The organism is Micromonospora sp. WMMA1949 (assembly GCF_027460145.1).
Lineage (GTDB): Bacteria > Actinomycetota > Actinomycetes > Mycobacteriales > Micromonosporaceae > Micromonospora.
Window position 1 is genome coordinate 3,717,721 of the sequence record NZ_JAPZBG010000001.1, and the last position, 19,058, is coordinate 3,736,778.

Annotated in this window: 15 protein-coding genes and 1 tRNA gene; 9 read left to right on the forward strand and 7 right to left on the reverse strand. The window is 72.3% G+C overall.

Annotation, left to right across the window (positions count from 1 at the left end):
- Positions 1-78 precede the first annotated feature (78 nt).
- The 5 genes from O7607_RS17605 to O7607_RS17625 form a co-directional block, all read right to left on the reverse strand.
- Positions 79-1,056, reverse strand: coding sequence for an ABC transporter permease subunit (locus O7607_RS17605; protein WP_269704324.1), 978 nt, complete (start codon positions 1,054-1,056; stop codon positions 79-81).
- On the reverse strand, positions 1,053-1,952 hold the full coding sequence (locus tag O7607_RS17610) for an ABC transporter ATP-binding protein (protein WP_269704326.1): 900 nt from the start codon (positions 1,950-1,952) through the stop codon (positions 1,053-1,055). Before O7607_RS17610 ends, O7607_RS17605 begins: the two co-directional genes overlap by 4 nt.
- Positions 1,949-2,344, reverse strand: a complete 396-nt coding sequence (locus O7607_RS17615; RefSeq protein ID WP_269707009.1) for a GntR family transcriptional regulator — start codon at positions 2,342-2,344, stop codon at positions 1,949-1,951. Before O7607_RS17615 ends, O7607_RS17610 begins: the two co-directional genes overlap by 4 nt.
- 131 nt (positions 2,345-2,475) lie before the next feature.
- Positions 2,476-2,547 (reverse strand) — tRNA-Arg (locus O7607_RS17620).
- Between the two features lie 76 nt (positions 2,548-2,623).
- Positions 2,624-3,319, reverse strand: coding sequence for a winged helix-turn-helix domain-containing protein (locus tag O7607_RS17625; RefSeq protein WP_269704328.1), 696 nt, complete (start codon positions 3,317-3,319; stop codon positions 2,624-2,626).
- Positions 3,320-3,905: 586 nt separating this feature from the next.
- Here O7607_RS17625 and O7607_RS17630 point away from each other — a divergent pair.
- Positions 3,906-4,889 (forward strand): transposase, encoded by a 984-nt coding sequence (locus O7607_RS17630; RefSeq protein WP_269701746.1) that lies wholly within the window; start codon positions 3,906-3,908, stop codon positions 4,887-4,889.
- Between the two features lie 204 nt (positions 4,890-5,093).
- Here the strand turns inward: O7607_RS17630 and O7607_RS17635 are convergent, their stop codons facing one another.
- Positions 5,094-5,768, reverse strand: a complete 675-nt coding sequence (locus O7607_RS17635) for a DUF305 domain-containing protein (protein WP_269704330.1) — start codon at positions 5,766-5,768, stop codon at positions 5,094-5,096.
- Between the two features lie 10 nt (positions 5,769-5,778).
- Positions 5,779-6,615, reverse strand: coding sequence for a DUF3105 domain-containing protein (locus O7607_RS17640; RefSeq protein ID WP_269704332.1), 837 nt, complete (start codon positions 6,613-6,615; stop codon positions 5,779-5,781).
- Positions 6,616-6,714: 99 nt separating this feature from the next.
- Here O7607_RS17640 and argS point away from each other — a divergent pair, with 99 nt between their 5' ends.
- The 8 genes from argS (at position 6,715) to thrB (ending at position 18,809) form a co-directional block, all read left to right on the forward strand.
- Positions 6,715-8,382 carry an arginine--tRNA ligase gene (gene argS / locus O7607_RS17645; protein ID WP_269704334.1) on the forward strand — a complete coding sequence of 556 codons (1,668 nt, stop codon included), beginning with the start codon at positions 6,715-6,717 and terminating at the stop codon, positions 8,380-8,382.
- A gap of 60 nt (positions 8,383-8,442) precedes the next feature.
- Positions 8,443-9,828, forward strand: coding sequence for a diaminopimelate decarboxylase (lysA, locus tag O7607_RS17650; protein ID WP_269704336.1), 1,386 nt, complete (start codon positions 8,443-8,445; stop codon positions 9,826-9,828).
- Entirely contained in the window at positions 9,825-11,129 is a 1,305-nt protein-coding gene (locus O7607_RS17655; protein ID WP_194800568.1) for a homoserine dehydrogenase, read from the forward strand. The genes lysA and O7607_RS17655 overlap by 4 nt, the downstream gene beginning before the upstream one ends.
- Before the next feature lie 112 nt (positions 11,130-11,241).
- Entirely contained in the window at positions 11,242-12,291 is a 1,050-nt protein-coding gene (gene thrC / locus O7607_RS17660) for a threonine synthase (RefSeq protein WP_269704338.1), read from the forward strand.
- A 115-nt stretch (positions 12,292-12,406) separates the two neighbouring features.
- Positions 12,407-15,649, forward strand: coding sequence for an efflux RND transporter permease subunit (locus tag O7607_RS17665; protein WP_269704340.1), 3,243 nt, complete (start codon positions 12,407-12,409; stop codon positions 15,647-15,649).
- Between the two features lie 117 nt (positions 15,650-15,766).
- Positions 15,767-16,588: a polysaccharide deacetylase family protein gene (locus O7607_RS17670; RefSeq protein WP_269704341.1), complete on the forward strand. Its 822-nt coding sequence runs from the start codon at positions 15,767-15,769 to the stop codon at positions 16,586-16,588.
- A 9-nt stretch (positions 16,589-16,597) separates the two neighbouring features.
- Complete coding sequence (locus O7607_RS17675; protein WP_269704343.1) at positions 16,598-17,842, forward strand: MFS transporter; 1,245 nt, start codon at positions 16,598-16,600, stop codon at positions 17,840-17,842.
- Positions 17,843-17,906: 64 nt separating this feature from the next.
- The gene (gene thrB, locus O7607_RS17680) at positions 17,907-18,809 is read left to right on the forward strand and encodes a homoserine kinase (RefSeq protein ID WP_269704345.1); all 903 of its coding nucleotides are present in this window, start codon (positions 17,907-17,909) and stop codon (positions 18,807-18,809) included.
- Positions 18,810-19,058 lie beyond the last annotated feature (249 nt).

The following is a 19,058-nucleotide window of genomic DNA, read 5'->3' on the forward strand; positions in this document are numbered from 1 at the left end:
CCCGTTCACCGCGAGGTTAGCCAGGTCACGACCTGCCCATCCCCGAATCGGGGGACAAAGGTGAAAGCCGCCCGGTACCTAGATCATCCGGCGTCGGACCCGCCACACCACCACACCGATCAGGATCGCCGCGACGGCGAGGAACAGGGCCGCCTCGACGATCTGGAACGTCCAGAACCGGTCGGCCGGGTGGTAGACGCCGAACTGCTGGATGCCCCGTGCGTGCAGGAACTGGTTGAGGTTGGTGCCGGCCCGGTCGGCGGCGATCTCCAGCTCGGAGAACTCGGTGCCGCTCAGCCTGCGGCCGGCGGCGTCGGCGTAGCCGCGTTCGATGACCCAGTCGGCGACGCCGGGCGCGGGCCCGTGCCCCGCCCGGTCCGTCGAGCCGCCGACGGGCACCGGCCCCATGGTGGTGAGCGGCGTGGCGTACGCGGGCCGGGCCAGCAGCGCCACAGTCATCCGGGCGGCGAGGAACGCCCCGAACGCGACGCCGAACGCGGGCAGGCTGCGCCGCAGGATCGCCCCCGCGGCGGTGGCGACGCCGAACGCGAACAACGCGTACGCCACCGGAACGAGCCCTTCCAGGTCGAAGGCGTCGTACTGGAACCGCCCTTCCCACGCGTCGAACGGCTGACGGAACCAGGTGAGCACCGCGGTGAACATCCCGGTGAGCGCGACGGTGACGCCGGCCAGTGCCGCGAGCTTGGCCGCCAGCCAGCGCATCCGCGGTACGGCCTGCGTCCACGCGAGCTGCCAGGTGCCGTCCTCCAGTTCGCGCGCCAGCAGCGGCGCGCCGAGGAACGCGCCGATGACGACGGGAACCAGGTAGAAGGCCGCCAGGAGGTTCTCGACGTACCCGTACTCCTCGTCGAGCCGGCGGAAGGAGGCGGCGCAGGCCTCGTCGACACCGGCTCCTCCGGCACACCGGGCGGGACCGCCGGGGAACAGGTCGTGGGCCTGCGTCCCGAGTACGAGCAGGGCGGCGCCGAACAGTCCGACGAGCAGAGCCAGGACGCAGACCTCGGCCCGGTGCTGGCGCCAGATCACCCACGTCATGCCGCCACCTCCGACGTGACCGCGGCGCCGGGTTCGGACGGCCGCCGCAGGTACGCCAGCACCAGGTCCTCCAGCGCCACCGGCTGGGCCTGCCACCCGGGCGCGGCCGGGAGCCCGCCGTCGCGTACCAGCAGGGTCGTGTGCCGGTCGCTGTGGACGGCCTCCACGACCGCGCCGGCCCGGTCGAGGTCGTTCGTCGTTCGCGGGCCAACGAGCAGCCGGTGCTCGGCGAGGAGGGTGTCGATGTCACCGGTGAGCGTGACCCGGCCCTGGTTGAGCACGACGAGGTGGTCGCAGACGCGCTCCAGCTCGTGCACGACGTGGGAGGAGAACAGGACTGTCACCCCGCCCTCGGCCACCGCCCCCATGAGGACCTGCAGGAACTCGTGCCGGGCCAACGGGTCGAGGCTGGCCACCGGCTCGTCGAGGACGAGCAGGTCCGGCCGCTTCGCCAGGGCCAGGGCCAACGCGACCTGGGCCTGCTGGCCGCCGGAGAGCGTGCCGGCCCTGCGGTCGAGCGGGATGCCCAGCTTGGCCAACCGGCGTTCGGCCAGCCGCTGGTCGAACCGCCTGTTGCAGGCCCGGCCGAAGCGGAGCATCTCGGCGACGGTGAAGCGCTTGTACAGCGGGTGGTCCTGGGCCAGGAACCCGACCCGGGACAGCGTCTGCGGGGTGCTCGCGGTGACGTCCTGGCCGAGGACCTCCACCGTGCCGGTGCTGGGTGCCAGCAACCCGACGGCCAGGCGCAGCAGCGTGGTCTTGCCCGCGCCGTTCGGTCCGACCAGGGCGATCACCCCGCCCGTCGGCAGGGCCAGGGTGCAGTCGCGCAGCGCCCAGCCCTTCCGGTACCGCTTGCCCACACCGTCGGTGCGCAGCGCGAACCCGGTAGCTGTCACGCCACGTCCTCGTTTCTCGTCTGCCGGCGGACGGAGGTGAAGAGCGCGTCGACCGCCTGCTCGTCGAGGCCGGCCGCGTAGGCGCGGCGCAACCAGCTCTCCAGGCCGCGGCGCAGCGACGTGTACGTCGACGCCGACATCACGGCCGACTGCTGCGCGGTGACGAACGTGCCCTGGCCGGGCCGGCCGGTGACCAGGTTCTCCTGCTCCATCTGCCGGTACGCCTTGGCGACGGTGTTCGGGTTGATCGCCAGGTCCTCGACCACCTCGCGGATGAGCGGGAGGCGGTCACCGGGCTGGAGGAAGCCCAGCAGCACCGCTTGGCGGACCTGCTGGACGAGCTGCAGGTACGGCGGCACGCCGGAGTGGGTGTCGAGCCGGAAGACGAACACGGTGCTCCTCACTGCTTTACTAGTAACGTAGTAAAGCAGTGGGTCGGTGGTCAAGGACGCCGGCTCGCCCGGAAACGGAACGAGCCCGGCAGCCAAGGCGGCTGTCGGGCTCGTGAAGGTCTTCTGTGAGGTGCCCCCGGCAGGATTCGAACCTGCGCTCCCGCCTCCGGAGGGCGGTGCTCTATCCCCTGAGCTACGGGGGCTCAGCGACCCGAGAAGAGTAGCAAACCCCCTCCCGGATCACCGAATCGGTACCCCCGCGAGTCGATCTTCGTCGGATCAGGCCGCGACGACGGCGCGACCGCAGCTCGGCAGCGGGTGCAGCACGACCCGGCGGGGCAGCCGGCGGGGCCATTCGTTGCGCGGCCACGAGCCGTCCACGATCAGGTGCACGGTGCGTTCCTCGGCGCCGCTGAGCCGCAACACGAAGTCCCGGGGCAGCGGCGGGTCCACCGACGGCGTGGTCACCATGAACCGCACCCGTCCCCGGGAGGAGACCGCCGAGACCACGTCCGCGGCGGGCATCGTGCCGCGCAGGCGTACCCGGCCGATCCAGTAGACCTCCGCGGCGTGCTCCTGGGCCGCCCGCGTGATCGCCGGATACTCGCTGCGTACCCAGCGCTCGACCGCGCCGACGCACAGGCCGCAGGCCCGCTCGCGCGGCTCGCGCGGCCCCAGACCCCAGGCCCGGAGGTACGCCCCGACGGTGCCGGCCTCCATCGCCAGGCCGAACCGGCGCTCGATGAGGGCGGTCAGGCTCTGCCGTGTCCAGAGCTCCTCGTCGAGGCCGAACTCGTCGGGGTGGACCCCGCGGAGCACGTCGATGAGTTCGAGTTCCTGTTCGCGGCTGAGCGTTCCCGGCTCGCCCTGCCGCAGTCCGCGACGGACGGCTGCCACCGCTCCGTCACCGCCGATGGTGTGGCGTCGGCACCAGCTGGTCACCGACCGCCCTGCGTCTCTGAGTGCAACCCCCACGTCTTGGGCAACGAGCCCGAATCGCAACTGGTCACGATATGTGGGTAGAAAACTCTCCAACCCCCACAATGACCCGTTAACCCCAAACCGTTACAAACGCCCATACCGAACATTACGGACAACCCGAAGCTTCCCCGCCCGAGATCTTGGTACGAAACCGCCCTCCCGAGGGCCCTTCCGTACCAAGATCCCCGATCGGGCGATCTCGCACCCGCGACGCTTCTATAGGTGGGCCGGTTCCGGGAGGGGTTGGTATCGGTAGGGTTCGACGTCGGTGATCGACGAGTGACTCATGCAAGATCTGGCCACCGCAGAAGGGTGTGCCGTGAAGCGCGACCTGTCCTCGTGGGTTGCCGGCGTCGGCCCGGCCCACCTTGCTGGCCTGATCAGAAGCCTGTCCGCGATTGGTGTCGCGTGACTCATCACAGATGTGCCGCCGGGTGATCGTCTCCCGGGCCGACGCCGTCCGAACGTCGTCCCGTGCAAGGGAGAACCGTCCGTGCCTTCCATCCTGGCAGATCGTCTGGCCGGCCGTGTTGACGCGGTCATCGGTGTGGATACCCATACCGATACGCACACCGCCGCGGTGACCACCCCGGTCGGGACAGTGCTGGCCGAGATCACCGTGCCGGCCACCGCCGACGGCGCCGCTGTTCTGCTGGCCTGGGCCGGGCGGCAGACGACCGGGCTGGGAACGGGCCGGCGGGCCTGGGCCCTGGACGGCGCCCGGTGTCACGGGGTCGGCCTGCTGCGTGTCCTGCGCGCCGCGGGTGAGGACGTCCTGGAAGCACCCAAACCCGCTGCCGGACGCCGTCGGCGAGGCGGCAAGTCCGACGCGTTGGACGCCGTGCACGCCGCTCGCGCGGTGCTGGCCGCCGACCACGTCGCCACGCCCCGCGCCGACGGCGACCGGGAAGCCCTGCGCCTGCTGCACGTCTGCCGCCGCCACTACAGCGACACCCGCACCGCCACCATCAACCTGTTCAAATCGCTGATCCTCACCGCCGACGACGATCTACGCACACAGATGCGCGGACTGAACACCCTGCGGCAGGTCCAACACGCCACCACCCTCACCACCGGCACCGGCAGCGGCAGCGGACTTGACCGACTGCGCCGCACTCAACTGGCAGCCCTGGCCGAGCAGATCCTGACCCTCGAGAAGCTCCTGAAAGCCAACCTCGCCGAGATCCGCACCCTGGTCGACAAGCTCTGCCCCACCCTGCTCGACCAACCCGGGATCGGCCCCGTCACCGCCGCGATCGCACTGACCGCCTGGTCACACCCCGGCCGGTTCCGCAACGAAGCCGCCTTCGCCTCACTCGCCGGCGCCAGCCCCGTCCCCGCCAACTCCGGACGCACCATCCGCCACCGCCTCAACCGAGGCGGCGACCGCACCCTCAACGCCGCCCTACACACCATCGCGAAAACCCGCCAACGATGCCACCAACCCACCAAGGACTACGTCGAACGCCGCACCACCGAAGGCCGCACCCCAGCCGAAATCACCCGCAGCCTCAAACGCTACATAGCCCGCCAAATCTGGCGCACCCTCGAAACCAACGCTTGACAAACACCTTCACAGATCTTGCACTTTCAGCCCTTGCGTAACGGGGTGAATCCGGCATCCGGGGGGCCGCAAGTGCAAGATCGCCGGGCCGGGCCGGGCCGGGCCGGGGCGGGCCGGGCCGGGGCCGCGCCGGGGGGAGAGACGGTGAGGCCCGGTGCCCCTGGGGAGGGGACCGGGCCTCGGGGGTGGGCGGGGGCGGGGGTGTTACGGGGTGCCGCCCAGGCGCTTCAGCGCCGCGCTCAGGTTGGTCAGGTCGTTCTGCTGGGTGTTCTTCATGATCTGTGCGACCGCCAGCACGTCGTCGTCGCGCCCCTCGTCGAGGATGCCGTCGATCATGTGCACCCCGCCGATGTGGTGGCGGATCATCATCTGAAGGAACAGCACGTCGAACTCGCGACCGCTCGCCGCGCGCAGCTTCGCCATCTCCTCCGGCGTCGCCATGCCCGGCATCAGGCCGTCCTTGATCAGCCCGCCGCCGTCCTTCATCCACGCCATCGGCGCCTGCTCGCCGGTCGGGTCCAGCTTCCAGGACCGCAGCCAGGTCTGCATGGTGCCGATCTCGCCCTGCTGGCCGGTGGCGATGTCCACGCCGACCTGGCGTACCTCGGGGTCCTGCCCCTGGTTGAACGCCAGCAGGCCCATCGCCACGGCCTGGTTGTGGTGGGCGGTCATGTCCCGGGCGAACCCGGCCTCCGCCGAGTTCTCACCCGGACGGGTGAGCGTCGGGGTGAGCAGGCCGCCCGCGTACCCGAGGACCAGCCCGACCACGAGCGCGGCGGCCACCGCCAGCAGGCCGTAGCGGCGCACCGCGCCCCGGCCGCCCTGGTCGGCGGCCGGAGCCTCGTCCAGTTCGCTGTCGGTGGTCACCGGAGCGGTCATCGCGGCGTCCTCACTGAGTGGGCTGCTGGGGCATGTTGTTCTGCAGGTTGTCGCGCGGGGCGGTGCCGGTGGCGGTGACGCCCTGGTCGCAGAGCGCGTTCGGGCCCTCGATCGAGGCGTTCACCCGCAGGGTCTTGATGAAGTCGTCGATCCGGCCGTCGTCGGCGTTGTCGACCTTGAGCTGGTAGCCCCAGGCCTGGAGCGAGATCGGCTTGTCCAGCCCCTCGAACGGGCTGAGCATGAGCTTCTCCTTGCCCTGCACCTTGCTCTTGAGCTTCTCCACCTGGTCGGCGGGCAGGTCCGGGCGGTAGGTGATCCACACCGTGCCGTGCTCCAGGCTGTGCACCGCGTGCTCGTTGGCGATCGGGGCGTCGTAGACGTCACCCATGCAGTTCTGCCAGGCCTGGTTGTGCGGGCCACCGACCGGCGGGAGGACGTCGTACTTGATCGCGCCGGGCTGGTGGTTGCCGCCCTTGACCAGGTCCTTGTCCTTCGCACGGTAGTCGACGATGCCGTCGATCGCCTCGGCCCGCTTCTGCCACGGCTGGCCGCCCTGGTAGACCGCCCAGGCGCCGACGCCGATGATGCCCACGGCCAGGACGCCGACGGCGACGAAGAGGGCGATCGGGCCCCACGAACGGCCCTGGCTCACCTTCACCGGGGCGACCGGCTTGCGGCCCTTGCCCCCGGCGCCCTGCCGTGGCGTGCCCTTGCCGCCCCCGGCCTTGCCGGAGCCGGCCTTCGCGGCGGGCTTGTCGGCAGCCGCGGGCCGGCCGGCGGCCGGCTTCTTGCCGGTGCTGACCACGGTGGGACGGCGTTCCGGGCCGCCCGGGGTGCTGATGCTCATCGTGCCTCGTCAGGTCGGTCGGTCAGGGGGAGTGCGGGGCCGGTTCACATGCTGGGTCGCCTCCGCGGTGCCCGAGTCTACCCCCGATAACATGGATCAGTGACTCCCGCAGAACTCGCCGAGGTCGTCCTCGCCGCAGCCCACGCCGTCTTCGACGAGCGGGGACTGGACCGCGCCGCGCTGCCCGCGCAGACCACCGTCGAGCGACCCCGTAATCCCGATCACGGTGACTACGCCTCGACGCTGGCGCTCCAGCTCAGCAAGAAGGTTGGCGTACCCCCTCGGGAGCTCGCGACAGCTCTGGCCGACGAACTGGCCAAGGCACCGGGGATCAAGTCGGTGGAGATCGCCGGTCCCGGCTTCCTGAACGTCCGCCTGGACGCGGCCGCCGCCGGTCAGCTCGCCAAGGTCATCGTCGAGGCCGGTCCGGCGTACGGGCGCAGCGACACCCTCGCCGGCCAGCGGATCAACCTGGAGTTCGTCTCGGCGAACCCGACCGGCCCGGTGCACATCGGCGGGGTCCGCTGGGCGGCCGTCGGCGACGCGCTGAGCCGTCTGCTCCGCGCCACCGGCGCCGAGGTGGGCACGGAGTACTACTTCAACGACGCCGGCTCCCAGATCGACCGGTTCGCCCGCTCGCTGCTGGCCGCCGCGAAGGGCGAGCCCGCGCCGGAGGACGGCTACGGCGGCGCGTACATCGCGGAGATCGCCGCCGAGGTGGTCCGCCTGCGGCCGGATGTGCTGGACCTCACCGAGGACGCCGCCGAGGAGGTGTTCCGGACCGAGGGCGTCCAGCTGATGTTCGCCGAGATCAAGTCATCGCTGCGCGACTTCGGTGTGGAGTTCGACACCTACTTCAACGAGAAGGACCTGCACGACCAGGGCGCGCTGGAGGCGGCGCTGGACCGGCTGCGGGAGCAGGGTCACGTCTTCGAGTCCGAGGGCGCGACCTGGCTGCGCACCACCGAGTTCGGCGACGACAAGGACCGGGTGCTGCGCAAGTCCAACGGCGAGTGGACGTACTTCGCCGCCGACTGCGCCTACTACCTGAACAAGCGGGAACGCGGCTTCGACCGGGTCGTGATCATGCTCGGCGCGGACCACCACGGCTACATCGGCCGGATGAAGGCGATGTCCGCGTGCTTCGGCGACGACCCGGCGCGCAACCTGGAGATCCTCATCGGCCAGCTGGTCAACCTGGTCCGCGACGGCGCCCCGGTGCGGATGAGCAAGCGGGCCGGCACCGTGGTCACGCTGGAGGACCTGGTCGACGCGATCGGCGTCGACGCCGCCCGGTACGCGCTGGCCCGCTACTCGGCCGACTCGCCCATCGACATCGACGTGGAGCTGTGGACCCGGGCCAAGAACGACAACCCGGTCTACTACGTGCAGTACGTCGCGGCCCGTACCGCCGGGGTGGCCCGCAACGCGGCCGAGATCGGGCTGACCCGTGGCGACGCCGCCGCGTTCCAGCCGGAACTGCTCGGCCACGAAAAGGAGAACGAGCTGCTCAAGGCGCTCGCGGAGTTCCCCGCGGTGGTGGCCACGGCCGCCGAGCTGCGCGAGCCGCACCGGGTGGCGCGCTACCTGGAGGAGAGCGTCGCGCAGGCGTACCACCGGTTCTACGACAACTGCCGGATCGCCCCGCAGGGCGACGAGAAGATCACCGACACCCACCGGGCCCGGCTCTGGCTCAACGACGCCACCCGGGTGGTCATCGCCAACGGCCTGCACCTGCTCGGGGTGTCCGCGCCGGAGCGGATGTAGCGTGCGAGCGCGAGGAGTGAGCTTGCGAGCCCCGCAGTCGCGAAGCGGAGACGAGTAGAGATGCGCGCTCACGAGGCAGGCGCACTGCACGGCGAGATCGGCACCCGGGGGCCCGCGTGGCTCCGTACCCCGGTCGACGTCAACGCCCTGGTGCCGCAACTGTGGCCGCGCAACGTGGCGCGCGGCCCCGGCGGCGCGCTCACCGTCGCGGGCCTGGACGTCCGCGACCTGGCCGCCGAGTACGGCACCCCGGCGTACGTGCTGGACGAGGACGACCTGCGCGAGCGCTGCCGGGAGTTCCGGGCGGCCTTCCCGGACGCGGACGTCTACTACGCCGGCAAGGCGTTCCTGTGCCGCGCCGTGGTCCGGATGATCGCCGAGGAGGGCATGTTCCTCGACGTCTGCACCGGCGGTGAGCTGGCCACCGCGCTGTCGGCGGGGATGCCGCCGGAGCGGATCGGCTTCCACGGCAACAACAAGTCGGTGGCGGAGCTGACCCGGGCGGTCGACGCCGGCGTGGGCCGGATCATCGTCGACTCGTTCACCGAGATCGACCGGCTCTCGGAGCTGGCCCGCGAGCGCGGGGTACGCCCGAAGGTGCTGGTTCGGGTCACCGTCGGCGTGGAGGCGCACACCCACGAGTTCATCGCCACCGCGCACGAGGACCAGAAGTTCGGCTTCTCGCTCGCGGGCGGTGCCGCCGCGGCGGCCGCGTTCAAGATCCTCGACGAGGATGTGCTGGAGCTGCGCGGCCTGCACTCGCACATCGGCTCGCAGATCTTCGACGCCAGCGGCTTCGAGGTGTCCGCCCGCCGGGTGCTCGCCCTCCAGTCGCAGATCCGCGACGCGCGGGGCGTGGAGCTGCCCGAGCTGGACCTGGGCGGCGGTTTCGGCATCGCGTACACGACGCAGGACGACCCGGCGTCACCGCACGATCTGGCGAAGCGCCTGCGCAAGATCGTCGACGGGGAGTGCGCGGCGGAGAACCTCGCCGTGCCGCACCTGTCGGTCGAGCCGGGTCGCGCGATCGTCGGCCCGGCAGTGTTCACGCTCTACGCGGTCGGGACCGTCAAAGACGTGGATGGCCTGCGGACGTACGTGAGCGTGGACGGGGGGATGAGCGACAACATCCGTACCGCTCTCTACGACGCCTCGTACTCGGCCACGCTGGCGAACCGCACGTCAGCCGCACAGCCGATGCTCGCCCGCGTGGTGGGAAAGCATTGTGAGTCGGGGGACATCGTGGTGAAGGATGAATTCCTGCCCGCTGACGTGCAGCCCGGAGATCTTGTCGCGGTGCCCGGCACCGGGGCCTACTGCCGGAGCATGGCGAGCAACTACAACCATGTCCCGCGGCCGCCGGTCGTCGCCGTCCGCGAAGGTCGGGCGCGGCTGATCGTCCGCCGGGAGACCGAAGACGACCTGCTGGCATTGGATGTGGGATGACCTCACCGGTTCGCTTGGCGCTGCTCGGCTGCGGCACTGTCGGCAGCGACGTGGTCCGGCTGCTGCACGAGCAGTCGGAAGACCTCGCCGCCCGGATCGGCGCCCCGCTGGAGATCGCCGGGATCGCCGTACGCCGGATCGGCCGTGACCGCGGCGACCTGCCGGTCGACCCGGCGCTGTTCACCACCGACGCGCTCGGGCTGATCAAGCGCGACGACGTGGACGTGGTGGTCGAGGTGGTCGGCGGCATCGAGCCGGCCCGGGGCTGGCTGGTCGAGGCGCTGCGCGCGGGCAAGAGCGTGGTCACCGCCAACAAGGCGCTGCTCGCCGAGGACGGCGCCGCGCTGCACGACGCCGCCGCCGAGGGTGGCGCCGACCTCTACTACGAGGCCAGCGTCGCCGGGGCCATCCCGCTGCTGCGCCCGCTGCGCGAGTCGCTGCACGGCGACCGGATCACCCGGGTCACCGGCATCGTGAACGGCACCACGAACTTCATCCTCTCCGCGATGGACGCCACCGGCGCCGGGTTCGCCGAGGCGCTGGAGGAGGCCACCGAGCTGGGGTACGCCGAGGCCGACCCGACGGCCGACGTGGAGGGCTTCGACGCCGCCGCGAAGGCCGCCATCCTCGCCTCGCTGGCGTTCCACACCCGGGTGACCGCCGCCGACGTGCACCGCGAGGGCATCACCGAGGTGACCGCCGCCGACGTGGCCAGCGCCAAGGCCATGGGCTGCACGATCAAGCTGCTCTGCATCGCGGCCCGGGGCGTCGACGCGGAGGGCCGGGAGACCGTCAACGTGCGGGTGCACCCGGCGATGATCCCGCTGACGCATCCGCTCGCGAGCGTGGGGGACGCGTTCAACGCGGTCTTCGTCGAGGCCGACGCCGCCGGGCAGCTCATGTTCTACGGCCGGGGCGCCGGTGGCGCGCCCACCGCCAGCGCGGTGCTCGGCGACGTGGTGGCGGTGGCCCGCAACCGCCTCGCCGGGGTGCACGCGGCGAGCGAGTCGGCGTACGCGGACCTGCCGGTGCGGCCGATGGGCGAGGCGCTCACCCGCTACCACATCAGCCTCGACGTGGCCGACCGGCCGGGTGTGCTGGCCGGGGTGGCGGGCGTCTTCGCCCGGCACGAGGTGTCCATCGCCACCGTCCGTCAGGGCCCGGCCGGCGGTGACGCGGAACTCGTTATCGTCACCCACGTCGCGCCCGACGCCGCGCTCGCGGCCACCGTGCGTGAGCTGCGCGGACTCGACATCGTCAGGTCGGTGACGAGTGTGCTGCGGGTGGAGGGCGGCGCGTAACCCACGCGTCCCGCCTGATGGTTAGGACAGGGTGTGCCGGTGGCCGGCCGGGCAGGCTGGTCCACGCTGTTGGCAGGCCCCGGAGCGGGGCGACAGAGGCGAGGAGCACGACATGTGGCGGGGACTGATCGAGGCGTACCGGGATCGGCTGCCGGTCACCGAGGCGACTCCCGTCGTCACCCTGCACGAGGGCAACACGCCGCTGCTGCCGGCGCCGGTGCTCTCCGCCCGGGTCGGCGCGGACGTGTGGCTCAAGGTCGAGGGCGCCAACCCGACCGGCTCGTTCAAGGACCGGGGCATGACGGTCGCCGTCTCCAAGGCCGTCGAGGCCGGCGACAAGGCGATCATCTGCGCCTCCACGGGCAACACCAGCGCCTCCGCCGCCGCGTACGCGGCCCGCGCCGGGATCACCTGCGCGGTGCTGGTGCCGCAGGGCAAGATCGCGCTGGGCAAGCTGGCCCAGGCGCTCGTGCACGGCGCGAAGCTGCTCCAGGTGCAGGGCAACTTCGACGACTGCCTCGGGCTCGCCGGCAAGCTCGCCCAGGACTACCCGGTCGCGCTGGTCAACTCCGTCAACATCGACCGGCTGCACGGCCAGAAGACCGCCGCCTTCGAGATCGTCGAGGCGCTCGGCGACGCGCCCGACATCCACTGCCTGCCGGTCGGCAACGCCGGCAACATCACCGCGTACTGGATGGGCTACTCCGAGGACCTGCGCGACGGCAACGCCACGAAGGCCCCCCGGATGTACGGCTTCCAGGCGGCCGGCGCGGCCCCGATCGTCACCGGTCAGGTGGTGCCGGAGCCGTCGACGATCGCCACCGCCATCCGGATCGGCAACCCGGCGAGCTGGACGAAGGCCCTTGACGCGCGGGACGCCTCCGGCGGCCTGATCTCGGCGGTCACCGACCGGGAGATCCTGTCGGCGTACCGGCTGCTGGCCCGCGAGGTGGGCGTCTTCGTCGAGCTGGGCAGCGCGGCGAGCGTCGCCGGTCTGCTCCAGCAGGCCGCCGCCGGCAAGGTGCCGGCCGGGTCGCGGGTGGTGTGCACGGTCACGGGGCACGGCCTGAAGGACCCGGAGTGGGCCATCTCGACCGCGCCGGCGCCGGTGACCATCGCCAACGACGCGCTGGCCGCCGCCCGCTCCCTCGACCTCGTCTGAGGGTTCCCGCTTCGTCGGCAGTGTCATCGGCTGGGGCGGATGCCGGGAGTGTCGGGGCGTGGGGCAGACTCAGACACCCCCCGCCGGACACCTCTCCCAGGAGTGAGTAACGCCGATGTCGCTGCTCGCCAGATTCAGCCTCGCCAACCGTGGGCTGATCGCCCTCGTCGCGTTGGTGACGACGGCCTTCGGCCTGTTCGCCGTGCCGTCGCTGAAGCAGCAGCTCCTGCCGTCGCTGGAGTTCCCCGCCGCGTTCATCGTGGCGACGTACCCGGGCGCCGCGCCGGAGATCGTGGAATCCCAGGTCACCGAACCGATCGAGAACAGCCTCAAGGGCATCCCGGGCCTCGACGAGGTCACCTCGACCTCGCGCGAGGGCGCCGCCACGATCCAGGTGCAGTACGAGTTCGGTACCGACCTGGACGACGTCGTCAACGAGATGGAGACCGCGCTCAACCGGATCGACTCCCAGCTCCCCGAGGGCGTCGACCCGCAGGTGATCGCCGGTAGCACCGACGACCTGCCCGCCGTGGTGGTCGCCGCGACCGGTGACGGCGACGAGCGGGCGCTGGCGGAGAAGCTGCGCAGCGCCGTCGTACCGGAGCTGGAGGCGCTGGACGGCGTCCGCTCGGTGGACGTCACCGGCGCCCGGAACCAGATCGTGACCATTACGCCGGACCCGGTGAAGCTGGCCGCCGCCAAGGTGGCGCCCACCGCCATCGCGTCGGCGCTCAAGAGCAACGGCGTGGCGGTGCCGGCCGGTGCGCTCGCCGAGGGCGACCGGTCGCTGCCGGTGCAGGTGGGCACGCCGATCCGGACGCTCGACGACCTGCGCGGCATCGTGCTCACCACGGCTCCCGCCGCCCCGGTACGCCTGGGCGACGTGGCAGCGGTGGAGCAGCAGCTCGCCCCGGCGACCTCGCTGACCCGTACCAACGGCAAGCCCAGCCTGGGCATCGCGGTGACGGCCGCCCCGGACGGCAACGCGGTGGAGATCTCGCACGAGATCCGGGACCGGCTGGACGAGCTGGGCGACGCCGCGGGCGCCGAGCTGACCGTGGTGTTCGACCAGGCCCCGTTCGTCGAGAAGTCCATCGAGAGCCTGACCACCGAGGGCCTGCTGGGCCTGGTCATGGCGGTCGTGGTGATCCTGGTGTTCCTGCTGTCGGTGCGCTCCACGGTGGTCACCGCGGTGTCCATCCCGCTGTCCGTGCTGGTTGCGCTGATCGTGCTCTGGTCCGGCGACTACTCGCTGAACCTGCTCACCCTCGGCGCGCTGACCATCGCGGTCGGGCGGGTGGTGGACGACTCCATCGTGGTGCTGGAGAACATCAAACGCCATCTGGAGTACGGCGAACCGAAGCGCGACGCGATCCTCACCGCGGTCCGCGAGGTGGCCGGCGCGGTGACCGCGTCCACGCTCACCACAGTCGCCGTGTTCGCCCCGATCGCCCTGGTGGGCGGCTTCGTCGGGCAGCTGTTCGCCCCGTTCGCGATCACCGTGACGGTGGCGCTGCTCGCCTCGCTGCTGGTGTCGCTCACAGTCATCCCGGTGCTGGCGTACTGGTTCCTGCGGCCGCGCGGCGCCGCCGGCGACGCCGCCGCCCGGCGTGCCGCCGAGGAGAAGGAACTGCGCAACCCGCTGCAGCGGGCGTACCTGCCGGTGATCGACTTCGCCACCCGCTCGCGGAAGACCCGCTGGGCCACCGTGGGTCTCGGCCTGCTCGTGCTGCTCGGCACGTTCGGCCTGGCGCAGAAGCTGGAGACGAACTTCCTGGACGACTCCGGCCAGGACACGCTCGCCATCCGGCAGGAGATGCCGGCCGGCACCTCGCTCGCCGGCACCGACCGGGCCGCCGCCCGGGTCGAGGAGGTGCTGCGGCGTACCCCGGGGGTGGAGACCTACCAGGTCAGCGCCGGTGGCGGGGACAACCCGTTCGCCGGCGGCGGAAGCGACCGGGCCACCTGGTCGCTGTCGCTCTCCGACGACACCGACGCCGCGACGGTACGGCAGGGCCTGCGCAAGGAGTTCGACGCGCTCGGCCCGGAGGTGGGCGAGCTGACGTTCGGCGGCGGGCAGAACACCTCGGCCAACGAGGTCGAGGTGGTCGTGCAGGCCACCGACCAGGAGACGCTGGTCCGGGCGGCCGAGGCGGTACGCGGCGCGATGGCGGGCACGCCGGGCGTGGAGGACGTCACCAGCAGCCTGGCCACGCAGGTGCCGCGCGTCGAGGTGACTGTGGACCGGCTGGCCGCGGCCCGTGCGGGCCTCACCGAGGCGGCCGTCGGGCAGCTCGTCGCGCAGACGTACCGGGGAGCGCCGCTCGGGCAGGTGACGCTCGACGGCACGGCGCAGAACGTGGTGCTGAGCAGCGGCGCCCAGCCGCCGCTGACCGTGGCGGAGCTGCGGGCGCTGCGCGTGGGCGCGGTGCCGCTGGACGCGATCGCCGACGTCGAGCAGGTGGACGGCCCGCAGCAGGTGACCCGGATCGACGGGGAGCGCAGCGTCTCGGTGACCGGCACGGCGACCGGCTCGAACCTCGGCGCCACCACGCAGGAGCTGCAGAAGCGGCTGGACGCGCTGGACGTGCCGGGTGCCACGTACGTGATCGGCGGCGTGAGCGCCGACCAGGCGGACGCGTTCGCGGACCTCGGTCTCGCGGTGCTGGCCGCCATCGCGATCGTCTTCCTGATCATGGTGGCCACGTTCCGCAGCCTGACCCAGGCGCTGATCCTGCTGATCTCGGTGCCGTTCGCCGCGACCGGCGCGATCGGGCTGCTGCTGGTCACCGGCACGCCGCTGGGCGTGCCGGCGCTGATCGGCGTGCTCATGCTCGTCGGCATCGTGGTGACGAACGCGATCGTGCTGATGGACCTGATCAACCAGTACCGGGCCCAGGGCATGGACGTGACCGAGGCGGTGGTCGAGGGCGGCCGGCGCCGGCTGCGGCCGATCCTGATGACCGCCGTGGCGACCATCTTCGCGTTGCTGCCGATGGCGCTCGGCCTGACCGGCGAGGGCGGCTTCATCTCCAAGCCGCTGGCGATCGTGGTGATCGGCGGCCTGCTCAGCTCGACGCTGCTGACGCTGGTGCTGGTGCCGACGCTCTACACCATGGTCGAGCACACCAAGGGCTCGTTCCGGAACCGGCGCCGGGGCGCTGCGGAGCCGGTCGAGCCGCAGCCGGAGCCGGATCCGGTGCCGGTGCCGGTCGGCGGCGGGGACCGCGCCGAGGAGCGGGCCGAGGTCGCGCCGCCGCCGGCCCGCCCGTCGGGCGCGCTCGTCGACGGCACCGACCAGTTCGAGGTGCTGCGCCTGCCCAAGAGCCGCCAGTCGCCGATTCCGCCCGCCGAGTGACGGAGCCGGGAGGGGCCCGCCCGGGCCCCTCCCGGCACCTCGGCACGCGGGACACACCAGAACCGCACCGAACGGTACGCTCGGTGAGCTGCTGCCTACTTTCGGTTCGGAGGCGTGATGGCGGGGGGTGCGGGCCGGTGGGATCGGCGTACCGTGCTGCGCCGCTCCGCGCTGCTGCTCGGCGGGGCCGTGGCGGGCTCCGTCGCGACAGTCGAGAGCACCTGGGTGGCCGACCGCAGACTCCCCATCTCCGGCGGGCCGGCCAGCGCGACGCTCGGCAGCCGCCACCAGGACGTCGGCACCGGCGGGGTGCAGGTCGTCTGGGGCGTACGCACCGAGGAACCCCTGGTGGCGCTCACCTTCGACGACGGCCCCCGCCCACAGTGGACCCCGATGGTGCTCGACACGCTCGCCGAGCACCGGGTGCCGGCCACCTTCTTCCTGGTCGGTGAGCGGGCCCGCGAACACGCCGCGCTGGTCCGGGGCCGGATGGCCGCCCACGAGGTCGGCAACCACAGCTGGGCGCACCGCGACCTGGCCCGGATGGACGCCGCGACGGTCTACGACGACCTGCGCCGCAGCCACGACGCGATCACCGCGGCCACCGGTTCGGCGCCCCGGCTGCTCCGCCCGCCCTGGGGGCACCTCGGCGGCTCGGTGCTGTACGCGTCGGCCCGGCTCGGCTACCGCCTGGTGCTCTGGACGCTCCAGATGGTCGAGGGCGAGTTCCCGCACGACCCGGCCGGGCACGCCCGGCGGATCGTCGCCGACGTGCGCCCCGGAACGATAGTGCTCGGCCACGACGTCGGCACCGGCCGCCGGCTCGTCGCGCTCCGCGGCCTGCCCGACATGATCAATGGGCTGCGGGCCCGGGGCTACACCTTCGTGACGGTCTCCGACCTGCTGCGCCGCGCTGCCGCCACCGGAGCGGCCGGATAAGGTGCCCGCGTGTCACCCACCCTCTCGGTCCTGGTCCGCAACCGCGACTTCCGTCATCTGTTCCTCGCCGAGCTGGTGGTCTTCGGCGCGGACTGGTTCGTCATGGTGCCGCTGCTGGTGCTGCTGCCCGACCTGACCGGCAGCGGCGTGTGGGGCGCGCTGGTGCTGGCGGTGGACACCGGGACGACCGCGTTGCTGCTGCCGTACGCCGGAACGATCGCCGACCGGTTCGACCGCCGCACGGTGATGATGGTGGCCAACGTGGGCGCGCTCGCGGGGGTACTGCTGCTGCTCGGCGTGCGCAGCGCCGGTACGGCATGGCTGGCGCTGGCGGCGATCGCGGTGGTGGCGGTGGCGAAGGCGTTCTACTCGCCGGCCGCCCAGGCCGCGCTGCCCAACGTGGTGGACCCGGGGGACCTGGCCGCCGGCAACGCGGTCGCCGGCTCGGCCTGGGGCACGATGACTGTGGTCGGCGCCTCGCTCGGCGGCATCCTGAGCGCCGTCGCCGGCCCGTACGCCAGCTTCTGGGTGGCCGCCGTCGGCCTGGTCGCCGCCGCGGGCCTGGCCGCGCTGATCCGCCGCCCGTTGCAGGCGCCGCGCGACCCGGCGGCGCCGGTGCCCCGCACCTGGGCGGCGATCCGGGAGGCGTTGCGCTACATCGCCCACCGCCCGCGCGTGCTGGCGCTGGTGACGGTCAAGTCGGCGGTCGGCCTGGGCAACGGTGTGCTGACCGTCTTCCCGCTCCTGGCCGGCGTGTACGGGGTCGGCGCGGTCGGCGCCGGACTGCTCTTCGCCGCCCGCGGCGCCGGGGCCCTGGTCGGCCCGATCATGATGCGCCGGGTGCTCAGCAACCGGGCCTGGCTGCTCACCGGCCTGGCGCTGTCCATGTCGACGTACGGCCTGGCCTACCTGGGCGCCTCGATGGTGACCTGGTTCCCGCTGGTGCTGGTCCTGGTGTTCCTGGCCCACCTGGGCGGCGGCAGCAACTGGGTGCTGTCCAACTACGCCCTGCAGGGCGAGGTGCCGGACCGCCTCCGCGGCCGGGTCTTCGCCACCGACATGATGCTGGCGACGCTCGCCATCGCGGTGAGCCAGCTGGTGGTGGCGCTCGTGGTGGACCGGGTGGACGAGCGCACCGTGCTGGCCGGCTGCGGCCTGGTCACCGTCGTGTACGCGATCGGCTGGCGGTTCGCCACCCGCCGGCTCTCGCTCACCGACCCGGTCGACACGCCGACCCCGGAGCGCACCGGCTGACACGCCGGTCCCACGCACCGGGCGGTCCGGCCGGGCTGTCGGTGCAACGTCCTAGCATGAGCCGGTGCCGACCACTTTCACCCCCGGCCCGGTGCGGGTCCGGGTGCCCGCGACCAGCGCCAACCTGGGTCCCGGCTTCGACGCGCTCGGGCTGGCCCTGGGCCGCCACGACGACGTCACGGCCGAGGTGACGGACGGCGGCGTACGGGTGTCGGTCACCGGCGAGGGCGCCGGGGAGCTGCCGTCGGACGAGCGGCACCTGATCGTCACCGCCATGCGGGCCACCTTCGACGCGCTCGGCGCGCAGCCGGCCGGCCTGGCGCTGGAGTGCGTCAACCGCATCCCGCAGGCCCGCGGGCTCGGCTCGTCGTCGGCGGCGATCGTGGCCGGGGTGCTGGCGGCCCGCGCGCTGGTTGCAGGCGGCGACCGGCGGATGGACGACGACGCCGCGCTGCGCCTGGCAGCCGAGCTGGAGGGGCATCCGGACAACGTCGCGCCCTGTCTGCTCGGCGGCTTCACCATCGCCTGGACGGAGCCGGGCGGCGCGCGGGCGGTCTCGCTGCCGGTGGCGCCGGCCGTGCGCCCGACCGTCTTCGTGCCCGCCGAGCGGGGCCTGACCTCGGTGGCCCGGGCGGCGCTGCCGGCCACCGTGCCGCATGCCGACGCGGCGCTCAACGCGGGCCGGGCGGCCCTGCTGGTGCACGCGCTGACCGCCGATCCCGCGCTGCTGCTGCCCGCCACCGTCGACCGGCTGCACCAGGACCAGCGGGCCCCGGGGATGCCGGCCACGGCGGGGCTGGTCGGTGCGCTGCGCGAGGTGGGTGTGGCGGCTGTGGTCAGTGGGGCGGGTCCGACGGTGCTGGCGCTCTCCGAGGTCCCGACGGAATTCGAGGTGGGAACAGATTGGCGCCGGTGGGAGTTGCCGATAGATGTCAGCGGTGCCCGGGTCATCCGGGGTAGACTTTGACACGCCGAGCGGGGCCCTGTTGCCGCAGGTCGGACGAGGCGATTACGCTCTAGACCTAGCACAGCCGCGAAGCATGCGATCTTCCTGCGGTTCGGCGCACCCCCGAAGCTCTCGGCGGTAGCCCGTCACCCCTGCTCAAGGCCCACGCCGCACCGCAGTTTCCACAGGTCGCCGCAGACGGCGAGACCTGCTCACCGATGGTGGTGAGTCGGGAAACCACCGGCTGCTGTGTCACAGACTCCCGCGACG

Coding starts and splice junctions, on each gene's coding strand:
- O7607_RS17605 (WP_269704324.1), bottom strand. CDS start 1,056: ATGACGTGGGTGATCTGGCGCCAGCACCGGGCCGAGGTCTGCGTCCTG.
- O7607_RS17635 (WP_269704330.1), bottom strand. CDS start 5,768: ATGACCGCTCCGGTGACCACCGACAGCGAACTGGACGAGGCTCCGGCC.
- O7607_RS17640 (WP_269704332.1), bottom strand. CDS start 6,615: ATGAGCATCAGCACCCCGGGCGGCCCGGAACGCCGTCCCACCGTGGTC.
- lysA (WP_269704336.1), top strand. CDS start 8,443: ATGCGCGCTCACGAGGCAGGCGCACTGCACGGCGAGATCGGCACCCGG.
- O7607_RS17655 (WP_194800568.1), top strand. CDS start 9,825: ATGACCTCACCGGTTCGCTTGGCGCTGCTCGGCTGCGGCACTGTCGGC.
- thrC (WP_269704338.1), top strand. CDS start 11,242: ATGTGGCGGGGACTGATCGAGGCGTACCGGGATCGGCTGCCGGTCACC.
- O7607_RS17665 (WP_269704340.1), top strand. CDS start 12,407: ATGTCGCTGCTCGCCAGATTCAGCCTCGCCAACCGTGGGCTGATCGCC.
- O7607_RS17670 (WP_269704341.1), top strand. CDS start 15,767: ATGGCGGGGGGTGCGGGCCGGTGGGATCGGCGTACCGTGCTGCGCCGC.